Annotated in this window: 16 protein-coding genes; 7 read left to right on the top strand and 9 right to left on the bottom strand. The window is 57.4% G+C overall.

The features are described from left to right. Nucleotides 1–52: 52 nt before the first annotated feature. On the bottom strand, nt 53–1153 hold the full coding sequence (nadA, locus tag ACQK2Q_RS09925; RefSeq protein ID WP_425409585.1) for a quinolinate synthase NadA: 1101 nt from the start codon (nt 1151–1153) through the stop codon (nt 53–55). A gap of 233 nt (nt 1154–1386) precedes the next feature. On the opposite strand from nadA, the gene ACQK2Q_RS09920 reads away from it, so the two are divergent. Next, nucleotides 1387–1692 carry an ArsR/SmtB family transcription factor gene (locus ACQK2Q_RS09920; protein WP_425409584.1) on the top strand — a complete coding sequence of 102 codons (306 nt, stop codon included), beginning with the start codon at nt 1387–1389 and terminating at the stop codon, nt 1690–1692. 22 nt (nt 1693–1714) lie between these two features. Beyond that, nucleotides 1715–2164 carry an SRPBCC domain-containing protein gene (locus ACQK2Q_RS09915; RefSeq protein ID WP_425409583.1) on the top strand — a complete coding sequence of 150 codons (450 nt, stop codon included), beginning with the start codon at nt 1715–1717 and terminating at the stop codon, nt 2162–2164. Here the strand turns inward: ACQK2Q_RS09915 and ACQK2Q_RS09910 are convergent. From ACQK2Q_RS09910 to ACQK2Q_RS09890, 5 genes are all read right to left on the bottom strand, one after another. Further along, on the bottom strand, nt 2143–2943 hold the full coding sequence (locus ACQK2Q_RS09910) for an MBL fold metallo-hydrolase (RefSeq protein WP_425409582.1): 801 nt from the start codon (nt 2941–2943) through the stop codon (nt 2143–2145). The two genes, ACQK2Q_RS09915 and ACQK2Q_RS09910, sit on opposite strands and share 22 nt — an antisense overlap. Nucleotides 2944–3006: 63 nt before the next feature. Continuing rightward, entirely contained in the window at nt 3007–4020 is a 1014-nt protein-coding gene (locus tag ACQK2Q_RS09905; protein WP_425409581.1) for an NUDIX hydrolase, read from the bottom strand. Nucleotides 4021–4041: 21 nt separating this feature from the next. Continuing rightward, nucleotides 4042–4545, bottom strand: coding sequence for a hypothetical protein (locus tag ACQK2Q_RS09900; RefSeq protein WP_425409580.1), 504 nt, complete (start codon nt 4543–4545; stop codon nt 4042–4044). A 148-nt stretch (nt 4546–4693) separates the two neighbouring features. Continuing rightward, nucleotides 4694–5257 carry a YfbR-like 5'-deoxynucleotidase gene (locus ACQK2Q_RS09895; protein ID WP_425411142.1) on the bottom strand — a complete coding sequence of 188 codons (564 nt, stop codon included), beginning with the start codon at nt 5255–5257 and terminating at the stop codon, nt 4694–4696. 125 nt (nt 5258–5382) lie between these two features. Continuing rightward, a complete protein-coding gene (locus ACQK2Q_RS09890) occupies nt 5383–5607 on the bottom strand; it encodes a hypothetical protein (RefSeq protein WP_425409579.1) in 225 nt (74 codons plus the stop codon). A 233-nt stretch (nt 5608–5840) separates the two neighbouring features. Between ACQK2Q_RS09890 and ACQK2Q_RS09885 the strand changes: the two genes are divergently transcribed. Continuing rightward, nucleotides 5841–6212: a hypothetical protein gene (locus ACQK2Q_RS09885; protein WP_425409578.1), complete on the top strand. Its 372-nt coding sequence runs from the start codon at nt 5841–5843 to the stop codon at nt 6210–6212. Nucleotides 6213–6288: 76 nt separating this feature from the next. On the opposite strand, the gene ACQK2Q_RS09880 is transcribed toward ACQK2Q_RS09885, so the two are convergent. Beyond that, entirely contained in the window at nt 6289–8436 is a 2148-nt protein-coding gene (locus ACQK2Q_RS09880; RefSeq protein ID WP_425409577.1) for an AsmA family protein, read from the bottom strand. A gap of 221 nt (nt 8437–8657) precedes the next feature. Here ACQK2Q_RS09880 and ACQK2Q_RS09875 point away from each other — a divergent pair, with 221 nt between their 5' ends. Next, nucleotides 8658–9581, top strand: coding sequence for a hypothetical protein (locus ACQK2Q_RS09875; protein WP_425409576.1), 924 nt, complete (start codon nt 8658–8660; stop codon nt 9579–9581). Nucleotides 9582–9592: 11 nt separating this feature from the next. On the opposite strand, the gene ACQK2Q_RS09870 is transcribed toward ACQK2Q_RS09875, so the two are convergent. Further along, a complete protein-coding gene (locus ACQK2Q_RS09870) occupies nt 9593–10393 on the bottom strand; it encodes a hypothetical protein (protein ID WP_425409575.1) in 801 nt (266 codons plus the stop codon). 393 nt (nt 10394–10786) lie between these two features. Between ACQK2Q_RS09870 and recA the strand changes: the two genes are divergently transcribed. The 3 genes from recA to alaS all read left to right on the top strand — a co-directional run bounded on the left by recA (nt 10787) and on the right by alaS (nt 15203). Further along, nucleotides 10787–11878 (top strand): recombinase RecA, encoded by a 1092-nt coding sequence (gene recA, locus ACQK2Q_RS09865; protein ID WP_425409574.1) that lies wholly within the window; start codon nt 10787–10789, stop codon nt 11876–11878. Nucleotides 11879–12054: 176 nt separating this feature from the next. After that, complete coding sequence (locus ACQK2Q_RS09860; protein WP_425409573.1) at nt 12055–12423, top strand: VOC family protein; 369 nt, start codon at nt 12055–12057, stop codon at nt 12421–12423. A 125-nt stretch (nt 12424–12548) separates the two neighbouring features. Then, entirely contained in the window at nt 12549–15203 is a 2655-nt protein-coding gene (gene alaS, locus ACQK2Q_RS09855) for an alanine--tRNA ligase (protein WP_425409572.1), read from the top strand. A 20-nt stretch (nt 15204–15223) separates the two neighbouring features. Here the strand turns inward: alaS and ACQK2Q_RS09850 are convergent, their stop codons facing one another. Further along, complete coding sequence (locus tag ACQK2Q_RS09850) at nt 15224–15871, bottom strand: head GIN domain-containing protein (protein WP_425409571.1); 648 nt, start codon at nt 15869–15871, stop codon at nt 15224–15226. Nucleotides 15872–15939: the final 68 nt, after the last annotated feature.

Raw genomic sequence — 15939 nt, 5'->3', positions numbered from 1 at the left:
AAGCCTGGGCATGACACAGAACGTATTTTGCATTTCCTGCATCAATGAAATCTCAAACCCGCGCCTCGATCGCCGCCACTTCCGGCTTGCGCTGATGATTATACATGGACTGGCATTTCAGGGGCAGGGCGATCATTCTTTCGATGGGCTTGCGCGCTTTTTCGATAATCTCCGGATCGATCAGGACTTCGTGCTGCATGGTTTGAAGCGCGCGCAGAATTTTCGGCAAAGAAATCCGCTTCATATGCGGGCAGAGGTTACAGGGCCGCACGAAATTCACTTTGGGGTTTTCCAGCGCCACATTGTCCGACATGGAGCATTCCGTGATCAGCACCACATTGTCGGGCTGGTTGTCCTTGACGTAATTCGACATGCCGCTGGTGGAGCCGGCGAAATCGGCCTCAGCCAGCACATCCGGCGGGCATTCGGGATGGGCCAGCACGATGACGCCCGGATTGCCCTCGCGGATTTCGCGAATGTCGTCCGCCGTAAAGCGCTCATGCACTTCGCAGGCGCCGGCCCAGGTCACGATCTTGATATTTGTCATGGCGGCGACATTTTTGGCGAGGAATTGGTCCGGGATCAGAATGACCGTATCGGTGCCGAATTCTTCCGCCGCCTGTTCGACGACTTCAACGGCGTTCGACGACGTGCAGCAGATATCGGTTTCGGCTTTGACGTCAGCCGTGGTGTTTACATAAGTCACCACCGGCACGCCCGGATATTTCTGTTTGAGGAGGCGCACATCCGCGCCTGTGATCGATGCGGCGAGGGAACAACCCGCGCGCAAATCCGGGATCAATACGGTTTTTTCCGGACACAGAATTTTCGACGTTTCGGCCATGAAGTGCACGCCGGCCTGAACAATAATGTCCGCGTCGCTTTTTGCGGCTTCTTTTGCGAGCTGCAAGCTATCGCCTGCGAAATCACCGACGCAGTTGAAAATCTCCGGCGTCATGTAATTGTGCGCCAGAATGACAGCGTTCTTTTGTTTTTTGAGATCGTTGATCGCCGCAATGTAAGGCGCGTGCAGGCGCCATTCGAATTCAGGGATTACGGTTTTCACCTTTTCATAAAGATGATCGGTTTTCGCGCGCACCTCTTGCGTGTAGGGCAGGGCGTCTTTCGCGAACTCATCGCCAAATGCAGGCATGCGTCGCCTCCTTTGCGGTTTCGCCCGAAATACGCGCGGGGGTGGGAAACCAATTATGCTCAACTAGAGCATATATAGGGCCAAAATATACGCCCGCAAGGGGCGAAGGCTTCAAAATAGCCGATAATCCGTATGCGTCAATCGACAAAATCTACGTTAAATATAAGAAAAATGGCATATATCCAGTTTGGTAAGTCTTGACTTACCTAAATTTTCCGCATAATTAGTTAGTCATGACTTACGAAAGAAAATTTGAGGCTTTGGCGGTTCCCACGCGACGCGCGGTTTTTGAAAAGCTCCGGGCGGGGCCCTTATCCGTCGGCGTGCTTGCCGAAGGCTTGCCGGTATCGCGGCCCGCAGTGTCGCAACATCTGAAGGTGTTGAAAGACGCCGGTCTGGTCACGGAACAGCGCGAAGGCGTCAGGCGCATCTATCGTCTCGATACGGAAGGCATTGGAGAACTGCGAAGCTATTTCGACCGGTTCTGGGACGAGGCGCTGGATACTTACAAGCGCTCGCTTGAAATGAAAGACGGTTAAATAAGGAAAAAGGAGAAACCCGATGCCGGCGGCAACCACGGTTGAACCAATTGTCAAGACGCTTGAGCTTAATGTCTCGGCGGAAAGGGCTTTTCATCACTTTACGGAAAATATTCAGCTCTGGTGGCCCAAGACGACGCACTCGCTGGCGCAAGAAGACGCCGAAACGGTCAAGTTCGAAACCAGAACCGGCGGGCGGGTCTATGAGATCGAAAAATCCGGCAAGGAGCGCGAATGGGGGCGGGTGCTCGTCTGCGATGCGCCGAACCGTCTCGTGTTCTCCTGGGTGCTGGAAGCGCCTGATAAAGCGACGGAAGTTGAAGTCGCATTTCGCGACGCCGGGAAAGAGCGATCAACCCTGACTCTGATCCATCGCGGTTGGGATACGCGGCCCGACGGCGCCGAGTGGCGCAATAACTACGACCAGGGCTGGGAGGGCGTCCTTGAGAATTACTCGTCCTCGCTCGCCTGAGCGCCGCCAATCGCGCGCGTCTCGCCGGGATCGGTGAAGAGGTCCCCGTCAGCCCGCGCGCGCCAGGCGTTTCCGTTCCCTGCAGCGCGGGCGGGAACATGTACACCGATGGTGTGATCCGCAGCGATATAGGTTTCGAGGACTCTTCGCCCATTTTCATTGAGATAAAACCAATAAGGCGGGAAAGCGGCGTCATGATTGCGAGACGCAAAGTGTTCGCGGTGTCTTTCGAAATGCGCCGGCTCTGTATCGGCGTCGCCGAGATGGATTACTGTCGTTTCGTCATCAAGGCTCACGCGCCACGCGACATTTTGAACGTCCGGTCTGTCGCCCGCATGCGGGATTGCGACAGCGTCGACGAGCAGATTTTCGAGTTCCACAGTAATAGGGTCGCCGCCCGGTATGAAATCGAATGTGCGCACGCGTGATAAGAGCGGATCGTCTTCCTCGACGCCTGCCTCAAGGAACGCTTCGCGAATCTGCACCGATGCATAAAGCGTCACGTCTTCTTGCGCCCGCATATAGGCGATCGCCGGCGCCGCAGTGAAGTGATCGCCATGGACATGGCTGACAAATATGGCGTCGACGCCGTCATAAGGCGCCGCGCCTTCAAGCATCGCTTCGGCAATGTGGTCGGGAACGAGCGCGTATTGTTCATAACTGCTGGCGTAAAATGCATCGAACAGGATTTTTGTGTCGCCGCGGGCGACCATCACGCCTTCATTGCCAAGGTAAGTCGCCTTGGCCGCCGGGTCGTGGGCGCTTGCGTTCGTGAGCATTATGGGCGCCAGGAAAAAGGTGATGAATTTCCGCATAGAAATTGTCCTTGTTACGATTTTGACTTAAGCCCCTGACCGGCGAAGCCTTGGTATGGCGAGGCCCGTCGCCGCGCGATCCTTCAATCCTTTTCGGTCGACGCGAAACAGCGCCGCCGGACGGCCGCCGGAATCGCCTGTAGCCTCGCCAGTGCTTTCAACAAAGCCGGACTTTTCGACGCTGCGCCGGAAATTCTGCTTATGAAAATTAAAGCCGACGATGGCTTCCACAGTACGTTGCAGTTGCAAGAGGGTAAAGGACGGCCCGATCATTTCAAATATAATCGGGCGGTATTTCAGCTTGCCCCGCAGGCGGCCGATGGCGGTGGCGAGAATGCGGCGGTGGTCGGAAATCATGGCGACGCCCGCCGTTGCGCTGGCCGGATTTGTCAAAGGCGCTGACCCGGCGCCGGTTTCTTTCCGGTCGCGTAAGGCTTCGGGAACAATTTCGGCTTCATACATCAACTCATAGCGGTCGAGCGTGCGTTCTTCTTCCCACTGAAATCCGTCAACGCCGAACGCAATGTTGATTCTGGCCATTCGGGCGCGTTTAACATCGGCCGTTCGCCCTTTTGCGCTCCAGTCATAGAGCGCAGGGATAATCTGTTCACGTAACACTGCCGGCTCGCCATGGCGCCAATCCTCCCACGGAAACAATGCGTACCAATCATTCCATGAGGCGTTTTCGCCGAGGATATCGGCGGCCTCCGGCGCCAGCGCCAGATATCCCACGGAAACAACCCGGCCGCCAGCGCCCCCTGCGAGCGCCGCCGCCGGCGCTTCACGTCCCTTATCGCCGAATGTATAAAGCTGCTCAACGTAGCCCAGCGAAACATGGGTCTGGCGCTCCACCCATTCACGCACGCCGATTTCAAATGTGCGGTGACGCTCCGGGTCGAAAGGCCCGTAAGGCAACGCCAGCGAGCGGTTCGCGCCCCGAACTGTGAGCACCTTCGGTTGTTCCTCATCGACAACCGCGATGACCGCATTCAGCGCGACGGCGACATTAGTGGCGATGGTTGGAGCCGGCGTGATATTCATCCCGACTGTATGCCGGATTTTTCAGGCAACCGGCAAGGTCACAACCGGCGCTGATATGGTCGGGCAACTCGGACACATGTCGAGCACCGCCGACACCATGCGATCGTCGCGCTTTAGTGCGGCGTCGGCGCTGGAAACGAGCAGAAGGTTCGGGTCGGCGTGCGGCGCCGCTGCGCGCAGGCGATGGGCGATTTTTTGCTCGCACGCGTCATGTTCTCTCATGCACATGAGAATATAAGCGATCGCCATGGACCGCGCGACGCCGCGATGGCAGTGAACGAGAATATTGCTGTCGGTGGCGGCCCAGCGTTTTGCAAGGGCGAGAATTGCAGGCGGCCAGCGGGTTTCATTTTCGGCCGCATCGCCGTCGCTCCGGCCGAGGCGCAATTGATTGCCTTCCGGCAGCGCGCTGATCGCGGCGGGAAGCGCGTCGTCATGATCGAGGATGGATATGGCGAATGCAGGATCGTGATGTTTGAAAACATCATCGACCGAAGCAAGCGAACTGACGATCACCAACGGCATTCTCGAATCTTCCGACTGAAAGCTTTTCGGGCCAATATTGCAGCCTGATCTTCAACAAGTCATTACTACCGGGCGGCGGCGGCTGTGAAGGGCCTGTCTTCTCACAGTGGCTTGAGTTCGCGCAAAATTGACCGGTCCGCCGCGCTTATTAAGCGGCCAGTGACTTTGTCAGCTCTCTGAAACGCGTCAGATAGGCGTTCTGCGCCTGCAGCGTCGTCATTACTTTAATCTCGACATGCGCTATGCCGCGCGGCGCGCCAAAGAATTTTCGCGCTTCCGCCGGATCAAAACCGGCCAGTTGCACGGCCTCGAAATAAGCGCTGGCCTGATCGGCGCGCTTGATTAATCGCTCGATATTTTCAGGCAAATGCGCCGGCAGGCCAAACCGCAAGTGGATCGCCTGCATCAGTCTGGATTCAATGTCTTTATACTGATGACCCAACTGCGCCTTGAACGGAGAAATCATGTCGCCGATAACAAATTCCGGGGCATCGTGCAGGAGCGCGGCGAGACGCCATTTCGCCGGCCAGCCCGGTTTCATTTCGCTGCAGAAGCTTTCCACAATCACCGAATGTTGCGACACATTAAAAGGAAGCGGACCGGCGGTTTGTCCGTTCCATCGCGCGACGCGGGCGAGGCCATGAGCGATATCCTCAATTTCGATATCGATAGGCGAGGGATCGAGAAGATCCAGCCGCCGGCCTGAAAGCATGCGTTGCCAGGCGCGTGGAGCGTTTCTTGATAGTTTTTTCGTTGGCACTTTATTGCTCAGCGTTCGACTATTTTGTTCGACCTATCAAACGCCCTGATCCGGGGCAAGCGCCAGCGCGGCATCCGTCAGTCTTCTCGTTGCCGTTCCTGTTCGCGTTTTGACGCCTCTTTTAACGCTTGGCGTTCGCCATGTTTGTAATCTTCCGGATGCTCGTACATTTCATGGGTTGCCGTTTCGGTGATTTCTTGCTCGCGCTTGGAAACGCGCTTGCTTTGAATAAAGCCCCAAGCGAGACCGCCGAATAATATCAGAGTCCCAATTGGAAACAGAATTTCCCAAGATAAATCCATACGATTTCTCCTTAATTCTCGAATGGATAACAGTGCAGCGCAGCAGCGGGTTCCGAAATTGCCGCCTATGCGTGACGTGAATGGTGTGATTTCGCGATAAAGTGCACGGAATATGCGCTGGGAAGACTTGAGACGGCTCGGCGAAACGACGAATAATATATTCGTACCGCGTAATAAGAAAACACCAAAGAAAAGGCATGCAGATTCGTCTGCTTGAAATAAGGGGTGCGAAAATGACGACTACAGAATATACCCAATCCACACGTTCAGGCGCCGCCTGGCTTTACCTTCCGATTGTTCTGATCCTGTTTCTGGGGGGCGCTTTATCCATTGGCGCGTATTTTTATTCAGAGCCGCAATTGACGGCGGCCGAAGCGCTTGTCGCCGGTTTTGGCGGTCTCGCAGGCATCATTATTGGTTTGATTGTAGCAGCGTTCGGAATTGTCGTCGGTCTTTTCGGCGCGTTGATCGGGCTGGTCGCCGCCGGCGGCGCTGTCGCGATGACGCTTTTTATCGTCGCCTCGCCAATCATCGCTATCGTACTGATTGCAATGCTGATGAGACGTTCAAAATCAAATTGTCCGGACCCGGCCGCGCATGAGTGATCCCGCAACCGGTGGTAAAACGCTGGTGAAAAGAGAACCGCTCTGTCTAGTCATGTGGGCAGAGCGGTTTTTTCATTTATGGCTCGGGGGTTTCCTCGGCGGTTTCCTCCTGCGCCGCCGGTTTTTTCCGGTTTCCAAAAATGGCGTTCAGGCCTTCGTTGATCAAAGCGTCTTCCGTTGACGCCTCAGGTTCGGCATTTTCCTGGCCGGAATTCTCCTGATCGGCGTTTTCATCTTGCGGCGTCTGATTTTCGCGATTTTGACCGCCCAGGATGCCTTTCAAAATGGTGCTCGCCGGATCGTCATTCTGCGCTTCTCCATCGCCGTTTTCATCATCGCCGCCGCGGTTGCGGTTCAAAACATCGCCGAGCGTGCGTTGCAGACCCGTTCTGGCGAGCGATTCGGCGTCAATGCCTATGGTCGGTTTGGAAAAGGTGCCGCCCACGCGAACGGGAATGCTGATTGTTCTGCCGCCTTCGCCGTCAATGGTTGTGGCGCCGCGCGGTTGCAGACGAATATCGATGGTCTGCTGGGCGAGATTGACATTGCCGGCGCCGGTCATGGTCAGATATGGCCCAGTGAGATTAATCGTCGGCGCATCAACCAGTCCATTTGTAATTGTGAAATCGGACAGGAACTCCGAAAAATCCGTCTGTTGAGATGGACCGCGCGCCTCGGAAACCGCGCGTTGCAGCGCAGCCGGGTTAAAACCGGTCTGGAATTCGCTCACCGCCCTGACGATCCCGGCGATGTTGACGCCTTTCAATGCCCCGTCCGCAAGGTCAAAACCGCCGGACCCGTCAATGCTGCGCATAATCGCCGCCTGACTGTCGCCCGCCGCTTCAAAATTGAATTTGAATGAACCGAGGCCCAGTAGGTTGTCGTGTTTCATCAAGTCTTCGGTCAGCGGCTGGGCCTGCACCGATCCGACATCGAAATTGCCGGCGAAAGAAGGCGTTGCGCCCCTGGCGTTGACCACCATGCGGCCTGACCCTTGTCCGCCATACATGGAGAGTTCGGGAATTTCCGCCGTCATGCGTCCGGCGTCGATCGTCAGCTTGATCCGGCTTTCGCCAAATTCGAGATCGTTGACGAAAATTGAATTGGTCGAAATGTCAAACTGGGCGTCGATATTGCGCAAGCTGGTAAAATCCATCTTCGCTTCCGACCATGCCGGAAACCCTTCCGCGCTATCCGACGGCGGCGGCATGTAGGGGCGCAAATCGAGCGTGTCCGCAGACAGAACCCCTGTTGCATTGGGCCTTGCGCCCGCCCAGTCGAGGCTCATGACGCCCTGCGCCGCAACGTCGTCGAAAACGATTTCCGCATTCTCCAGCCGGAGCGCCGTGTCGCCGCCGTCGATGTCGCCTTTAACCGACAGACGGTCAAACCCTGGCGCCTCGGCCAGTTCAGTGCCCGCCAACGCGGCGAAGGCGGGCAGGTCAGGCGCTTCAAACGTAACGGGACCTGAATACCGAACGCCGTCGGCCATATTCAACGTCAAATCGGCGCCCGCAACGGTCTCGCCGATGGTCAAATCAAGTTTTAAGTCGCTCGGCTCTTTTTCCAGAATACTGGCGAGGCTTGTCAGGACGATATCGACGTTCGCCGGCGAGCCCTGAAACACCATGTCGCCTTCCGCTTCCAGCGGTTCAGCAAGGCTTTTCAAAACGAGGGACATATTGATGTCTTCAGCGGCGTAGCTGGCGCCGGCGGCCGCGTCTTCATAGCTTGCCGCGCCTTCGACAATGCGCACATCGCCAAGTTTCAAATCGCGCGGCGCGGCGCCTGCCGATTGTGCTTCATCTTCAGGAGCGTCTGCTTCCGGCGTTTCAGCGGAGGCGAGGTTCCAGTTCACATCGCCATTCTGGTTGCGCCGCAGCCGGATATCCGGCCGCACCAGCACAAACCGGTCAATCTCAACAGATTCCGAAAGCAGCGGAAACAGTTTCACGCCAATGTCGGCTTCATCGACGCGGATCAGATAGGGCCCTTCAAATCCGTCTGCATTGGCGATCTGCAATTCTTCAACGTGAAACGCCGTACGCGGAAAAATTCGGAATGAAAGATTATCCGAGATTGTCACGTCACGCCCCACAGCGTTCGAGGCGGCGGTTTCGATACGCCCTTTAAACGCCGAGACCGGAATGAGGCCTGGCAGAAACAAAAGGACGGCGATGAAAACTGCAACGGCGGCGACGACGAAAAATAAAATCCGGCCCATGTGAAACCCTTGTTTCGCGACATAATTGTGAAACGAAAAACGCTTTGTGTGTTTACCTCAATCCGGTCAGCGAGAGAACCGCTTTTCTCCGAACTTTCACAGCATCGCCCGGATACAGGATGCAATATTTAAACAGTTGTTTTGTCTTGCAGTTCCACGTTAGTCTGACGATCAAACAGACTTGCGGGATCAGAGCGATCCGCGCCGATATGGGGCGAATAATGAAAATGCCGGTGTTTACGGCCTTCAGCGCATCGATTTCTTACGTCGCGGCGCATTTTTTAACGCTGTTGCGGATCACATGGCTGCCCGCGTTATTGTTAATGGCGGTCATGACCTATGTCATGCCTGCGCTTTCGCAGGCGCAGCTCAATATGATCGAGATCGAAAGCGCCGGCGGCGATCAGGCGGCCGTTTTCGCCGCTATGGGCGACGGCTTGAAATCGAACGCCATCCTGCTTCTGGCGTCAGCCATATTCTACCCCATGATGATCGCCGGCGTGCTGAAACATGTTGTGCGCGGCGAGGCGCCGCGACTGCCCCTGTATCTTTCCTATGGTCCGGACGAGTTCCGGGTCTTCGTGACCTATGTCCTGCTGATTGTCATGTTCATGCTCGCCGCCATCGCCGGCGCGCTGGGCGTTACAGTGATCGGGGTTATTTCGGCCCTTGCTTCGCAGGCCGTCGCCGGTCTTGTGTCATTGCTCCTGATGCTTGCATTTTTCGCCGGCATCATCTGGTTCATGCTGCGCCTTTCGGTGGCCTTTGCGGCGTCTGTCGGCGAGCGGACGGTTGGGATCGCAAAGTCATGGGAAGCGACGGCGGGCGCCGGCTGGAGCCTGTTGTGTTACTGGCTCCTCTGGTTTCTCGTTTTCATCGTGATTGGCGGCGTTTATGCAGGAATTGCGGCGGGCGAAATGTTCTCCCTGATCCCGGAGATGATCGCGAGCGGCGGCGACGAAGCTGCGATGCGTGAAATAGAAGAGCGCATCGCCCAGGCGCAACTGAATATGTATGACATTTCAAAGCCGCGATACTGGACCTACGCCGCGGCGACATATGCCTACACAATTCTCAGCGTGGCGTTGTGGACAGCGGCCGGCGGCGTCGCCTACCGCTATTTGACCGGCGAAGAGCGCGGATAGGGGGAGGCGGTTTACGCCGTCCCGGAACAGCCCAAGCTGTTTTCAACGCCGTCCATTAACAGCCTGGCGCCGTCGGACGACCACAAGGGGTCGATATTGTGTCCCTCGCGCGAATAAATTTTTTCATGAACGCCGTGGCCGTATCTTTTCAGCCGGCCGACCGTCGCCCGGTGCCCGGCGAGAAACCCCTTGTCTTCGCGCCCCACATACATGACGACGCAGGTGTCGCTCAAACCTTCAAGCAGCTTGTATTTGCGGTTGCGCAAATAGCCGGGATAGGCGGTGATGGACGCCGTCATTTCCGGATGGCGCGTGCCGATATGTAAAGAAGACCGTCCGCCGTTGGAATATCCCATCAGGTGGAACCGGCGCTCCGACATGGGCAGCAGTTCCGCAAGTTTTTCAAACAGCGCCGGAAAATAATCTTCGCCCTTCGCAACGAAGGTGCACGACCAGCATGGCGCGGCCGGCGAGACGAAAATAAACCCGCGGCGCACAGCCTCTTGCGCGATGTGTGAGCCGAGCATCTGCTCCACATATTTTTCTTCCTGACCGCCGCCAACGAAATAGAGAAGGACCTTGTGACCCGCCGGGTCCAGTTCGGCGGGCCGCAGAATATAAACCGTCAAATCATCAAGCCCGTCAAAGGAAAGTACGGCGCGATGCGCGACAGGGTCCCTGGCGGCAGCGGCGTCCGGCGCCGTTTCTGCTGACCGCGGGAAATCGTTTGCCTGCGCGCGCCCCGCCGCAGCGGCGGCATAGGGCGATACAAGAACGCATACGGAGCAAACAGCCCAGAAAAATATCCGCATTTTCTCTCCGTTCCTCCGCCCAGCGCTGTCTTTGCGCAGTCCTGTTATGTGATGGCGGCCAGTTTCGCGGTAGCGGCATGTTTCGCGTCAGGGCCAGGTTTGAAAAGCCAAAAAGGCCGATCAGGCTATCCTTACCGCGTTCCCCGGCGAACAGAAAATCTCATGCGCGGACCTGCGCCGCACGGCCGAATCGCAAAAGGAAGATTTCAGCGTGCGATATTTGCCGGACCTGCGGGGTTCGGCCAGGCGGCATTAGACCCAAAAGCACAAAATTAGAACAAATAAGAAAAGATATTAAAAAACAGTTCGTTATACACCTTGCAAAAATGGAACAAAAGGCGTACATTCGCGCGTCATTGACGGGACGGTCCCGGTCAGGCAACGGAGGCGGTAATGATCAAAGGCGGTTTGCGAGTTGTGGAGGCGGGCGACGTGGACAAGTCAAAAGCGCTGGAATCAGCGATTTCCCAGATAGACAAGGCGTTTGGGAAGGGCTCGTTGATGCGGCTCGGCGACCGCGAGGTTGTCGATATGGAATCGATTTCCACCGGCTCGCTGGGGCTCGACATCGCGCTCGGCATTGGCGGGCTGCCAAAGGGCCGCGTGGTGGAGATTTACGGGCCGGAAAGCTCCGGTAAAACGACGCTGGCGCTGCATGTGGCGGCCGAAACACAAAAGACCGGCGGCACCGCCGCCTTTATCGACGCCGAACACGCGCTCGATCCGGTTTATGCGCAAAAACTCGGCGTCAATCTCGACGATCTTCTGATTTCCCAGCCGGACACCGGCGAGCAGGCGCTCGAAATCGCCGACACGCTGGTGCGCTCCGGCGCCATTGATGTGTTGGTCATAGACTCCGTCGCCGCGCTGACGCCGCGCGCTGAACTGGAGGGCGAAATGGGCGACTCGCTTCCCGGCCTGCAGGCGCGCCTGATGAGCCAGGCCTTGCGCAAGCTGACCGGTTCGATCTCGCGCTCCAACTGCCTTGTGATTTTCATCAACCAGATTCGCATGAAAATCGGCGTTATGTTCGGCTCGCCCGAAACCACCACCGGCGGAAATGCGCTGAAATTTTATTCTTCCGTGCGGCTTGATATCCGCCGGATCGGCGCGATCAAGAACCGCGACGAAGTGGTCGGCAACCAGACCCGCGTCAAGGTTGTGAAAAACAAGGTCGCGCCGCCGTTCAAGCAGGTCGAGTTCGACATCATGTATGGCGAGGGCGTCTCGAAAATGGGCGAAATTCTCGACCTGGGCGTCAAGGCTGAAGTCGTCGATAAATCAGGCTCGTGGTTTTCCTATAATTCCGAGCGGATCGGGCAGGGCCGGGAAAACGCCAAACAGTTCCTGAAAGACAATCCGGATATGGCCGCAGAGATTGAACGCGCGATCCGTCAGAACGCCGGCCTGGTGGCTGAAGATATGCTGACCGGCGGCGATGAAGGCGACGAAAGCGGCGGGGAAGCGGCGGCCGAAGCGTCATAGGGTTTAAGAACGGCTAAAGGGGTTTGCGCTGATCCGCGGCCCCCCTCCGTATTCGCAACAATTTTAACGGGCGGACTGCGCCGCGCGCTTTTCAGTGCGGCGCGTTCGCGCGACAATATGAATAGCCCTCATCATTAAAGAATTCAGCGTTCATCAATGGAAAAGGAGAGAGACCCATGATCGGATATGTGACCCTCGGTACGAACGATGTTGAAAAGGCGGCGAAATTCTATGACGCGCTGCTCGGCGAAATTGGCGCCAAGCGGATTATGGAAGGCGACACGTTCGTCGCCTGGGGGACCAGCATGGAGACGCCCGGCATTGGCGTCATCAAACCTTATGACGGCAATGCGGCCAGCGTCGGCAATGGCGTCATGGTGGCGCTCTCCTGCGACAAGCCGGAAACCGTCGACAAACTCTATAAAAAGGCGATTTCGCTTGGCGCAAAGGATGAAGGCCCGGCGGGTCCGCGCGGCGATAATTTCTACGCCGGCTATTTCCGCGATCCCGACGGCAATAAGCTCAATTTCTTTTGCATGACCTGAGGATAGCGGCGCACACGGCCCCGCCCCTGCGGGCGCGCCGCCTAGACGCGCGCGCCCGCGCGCCTTAAGACCTGATCCCGCGCCCGAAAAGGCGCGGGTTTCGCATTGAAGAGACGGATATTTAGATGACCTCGCTGAAAGACATACGGTCTCAATTTCTGGAATTTTTTGCAGCACGCGATCATCATATCGCGCCCTCTGCGCCGCTCGTGCCGCACAACGATCCGACCTTGATGTTCGTCAACGCCGGCATGGTGCCGTTCAAGAATATTTTTACCGGTGCGGAAACACGCGATTACAAGCGCGCCGCGTCCTCGCAGAAATGTGTGCGCGCCGGCGGCAAACACAATGATCTCGACAATGTCGGCTACACCGCCCGCCACCACACTTTTTTTGAGATGCTGGGCAACTTTTCCTTTGGCGACTATTTCAAGGAAGAAGCGATCGCATCAGCTTGGACGCTCGTTCACAAGGAGTTCGGCCTGGCGGCGGACCGGCTTACGGTTACAATCTATCATACCGATGATGAGGCGTTTGATCTCTGGCGCAAGATATCCGGCTTGCCCGAAGCAAGAATTATCCGTATTCCGACGAATGATAATTTCTGGTCTATGGGCGATACGGGCCCTTGCGGGCCGTGCTCGGAAATTTTCTACGATCATGGCGACCATATCCCCGGCGGGCCGCCCGGAAGCCCTGACGAAGACGGCGACCGCTTCGTGGAGATCTGGAATCTAGTTTTCATGCAGTTCGAAAGGTTTGCCGACGGGTCCGAGGTGAACTTGCCAAAGCCTTCGATCGACACCGGCATGGGACTGGAGCGCATAGCCGCTGTCATGCAGGGCGTCCATGACAATTACGATGTCGATCTGTTTCAAACGCTGATCAACGCCTGTGTTGATCTGACCGGCCGGCCGGCGGTTGGCGATGACGCGCCGGCGCATCGCGTAATCGCGGATCATTTGCGCGCCACATCATTCCTGATGGCGGACGGCGTTGCGCCTTCCAACGAAGGCAGGGGCTATGTTTTGCGCCGGATCATGCGCCGCGCCATGCGCTATGCGCATTCGCTCGGCGCGCGAGACCCGTTGCTGGCGCAATTGGCGCCCGTGCTGGTGCGCGAAATGGGCGGCGCCTTTCCGGAGCTGGGGCGTGCGCAGACATTGATTATAGAAACCTTGCGTTCCGAAGAAGAAAAATTCCGGAGCCTGCTTGATCGCGGACTGAAGCTGCTCGCCGATGAAACTGCCTCGCTGGCTGACGGCGCCCCGCTGCCGGGAGACGCGGCGTTCAAGCTTTACGACACTTTCGGCTTTCCGCTTGACCTAACACAGGATGCGCTCCGCCGTGAAGGCCGCGAGGTCGATACGGCAGGCTTTGACGCAGCCATGCAAGCGCAGAAAAAAGCCGCCCGCGCCGCGTGGGCGGGTTCAGGCGACGCGGCGGATGACTCTGTCTGGTTCGATTTGCGCGCTGAGCATGGCGCGAGCGAATTTCTGGGGTACATCCACGACGACGCGGAGGGCGTCGCGCAGGCGATCGTCAAGGACGGCGCGGTCGTCGACGAAGCGCGTGAAGGCGACGCTGTTGAAATCATTGTGAATCAAACGCCCTTTTATGCGGAGTCGGGCGGGCAGATCGGCGACGCCGGTTGCATCACGACTGACAACGGCGCCGAAATTGTCATCAGCGACGTCAAAAAGCGCGCCGGCGTTTTGCATGGACACATTGGAACGGTGAAAAAAGGAACGCTCAAAAAAGGTGAGAACGTCCATCTGACGATTGACATTCCCCGGCGAAACCGCATCCGCTCAAACCATTCTGTCACGCATCTCGCCCATGCGGCCTTGCGCGAGGTGTTAGGCGATCACGTGTCGCAAAAGGGGTCCCTTGTCGCGCCTGATCGCATGCGTTTCGACATCACGAATCCCAAGCCGATATCAGCAGACGAAGTCGCCGAGGTTGAACGGCGCGTCAATGCTGTGATCCGTCAGAATGGGCCGGTTGAAACGCGCATCATGTCATATGACGATGCGGTGGATTCCGGCGCCATCGCGCTGTTTGGCGAAAAATACGATGATGATGTCCGTGTCCTGACGATGGGCCACGCGCTGGATGGTTCTGATAATCCTTATTCTGTAGAGCTGTGCGGCGGCACGCATGTAAAGCGCGTCGGCGATATCGCTCTGTTCAAGATCGTTTCCGAGAGCGCTGTCTCGGCGGGCGTACGCCGGATTGAATGCATGACGGGCGAGGCGGCGAGGCTCTATCTCGAAGAGCAGGCTATGCTCGCCCGCAGGGCGTCAGACGCGCTTAAAACGACGCTTGACGATTTGCCTGTACGCATAGAAACGCTCGTGGCTGAACGCCGTAAGCTTGAGCGTGATCTCGCCCAGGCGAAAAAAGAGCTGGCGCTTGGCGGCGGCGGCGCAAAACCGGCTGATGAAGTTATCGATGTCGGCGGCGTTAAATTTATGGGCAAAGTTTTGAACGGGGTCGCGGCGAAAGATTTGCGCGGCCTGGTGGATCAGGCGAAGTCGGCCATGGGATCCGGCGTGGCGGCGTTTATAGGCGTCAATGACGGCAAGGCGGCGCTCGCCGTGGGCGTGACGGACGATCTTAAAGATACACTCTCCGCAGTTGATCTGGTGCGCGCCGGCGCTGAGGCGGTCGGCGGCAAGGGCGGCGGCGGCCGTCCTGACATGGCGCAGGCCGGCGGGCCTGACGGCGCTCGCGCCGCCGAGGCCATCAAGTCCATCGAACAGGCGATCAGTGCGTAGCGCCCCGCCGCCGGCCTAATCTATTTGATATGGACGTCGCCGCCGGAGGACTCATCGACATTTGTGCGCTCCGGTCCGCCGTAAACCGTAATGTCGCCGCCGCTGGAGGCGTCTGCGCGAACGCTTTGTGATGCAAAAACGATGATGTCAGCGCCGGAAGAGACGTCCGCGACAGCGTCATTGCAACGAAGATCTTCAGCATCAAGATCAGCGCCGCTGCTGCCGTCGGCCTCTATTGTATTGCACTGGCCGGAAAGCACCGCGTCCGCGCCGCTGGAGACCGAAACGCGGATAAGGTCCGCGTCGATTGAGCGGGCGCTGACTTCAGCGCCGCTGGAGACATCCACGCCGTCCAAAGACGGCATGGTGACATAGACAGTGAAATCGCTGCGCCGGTTGACCTTGAACCAGCCCCCGTCGCGCGTGCGGTCAAGATGCAGCGTGCTGCTTTTGTTTTCCAGCCGCAGCCGATCCAGCTTGTCGGAATCGCCTTCAGCGCGGACGGAAAAGTCGCCGCCTACGGAAATTTCAACCGGCACGCCTTCTGAGGCGTCGATCATGGTAAATCCCGACAGATCGTAATCACGGGTTTCCGCCTGCGCGGCGCCGGCGCTGAAACAAACAGCGGCGCCGGCGGCGATAGCCGTCATGGTAAAGTGTTTTTTCATCCGTTTTCCCTTTCTTAATTGCGCACCGTGATTATTATTTTTCTGGGTGCGTATGCTGTCGCTACTGG

This window comes from Hyphococcus sp. (assembly GCF_965228385.1).
In the GTDB taxonomy this organism is placed as follows: domain Bacteria; phylum Pseudomonadota; class Alphaproteobacteria; order Caulobacterales; family Parvularculaceae; genus Hyphococcus.
The sequence above is the reverse complement of the archived record's forward strand: the minus strand, read 5'-3'. Positions and strand labels throughout refer to the sequence as shown.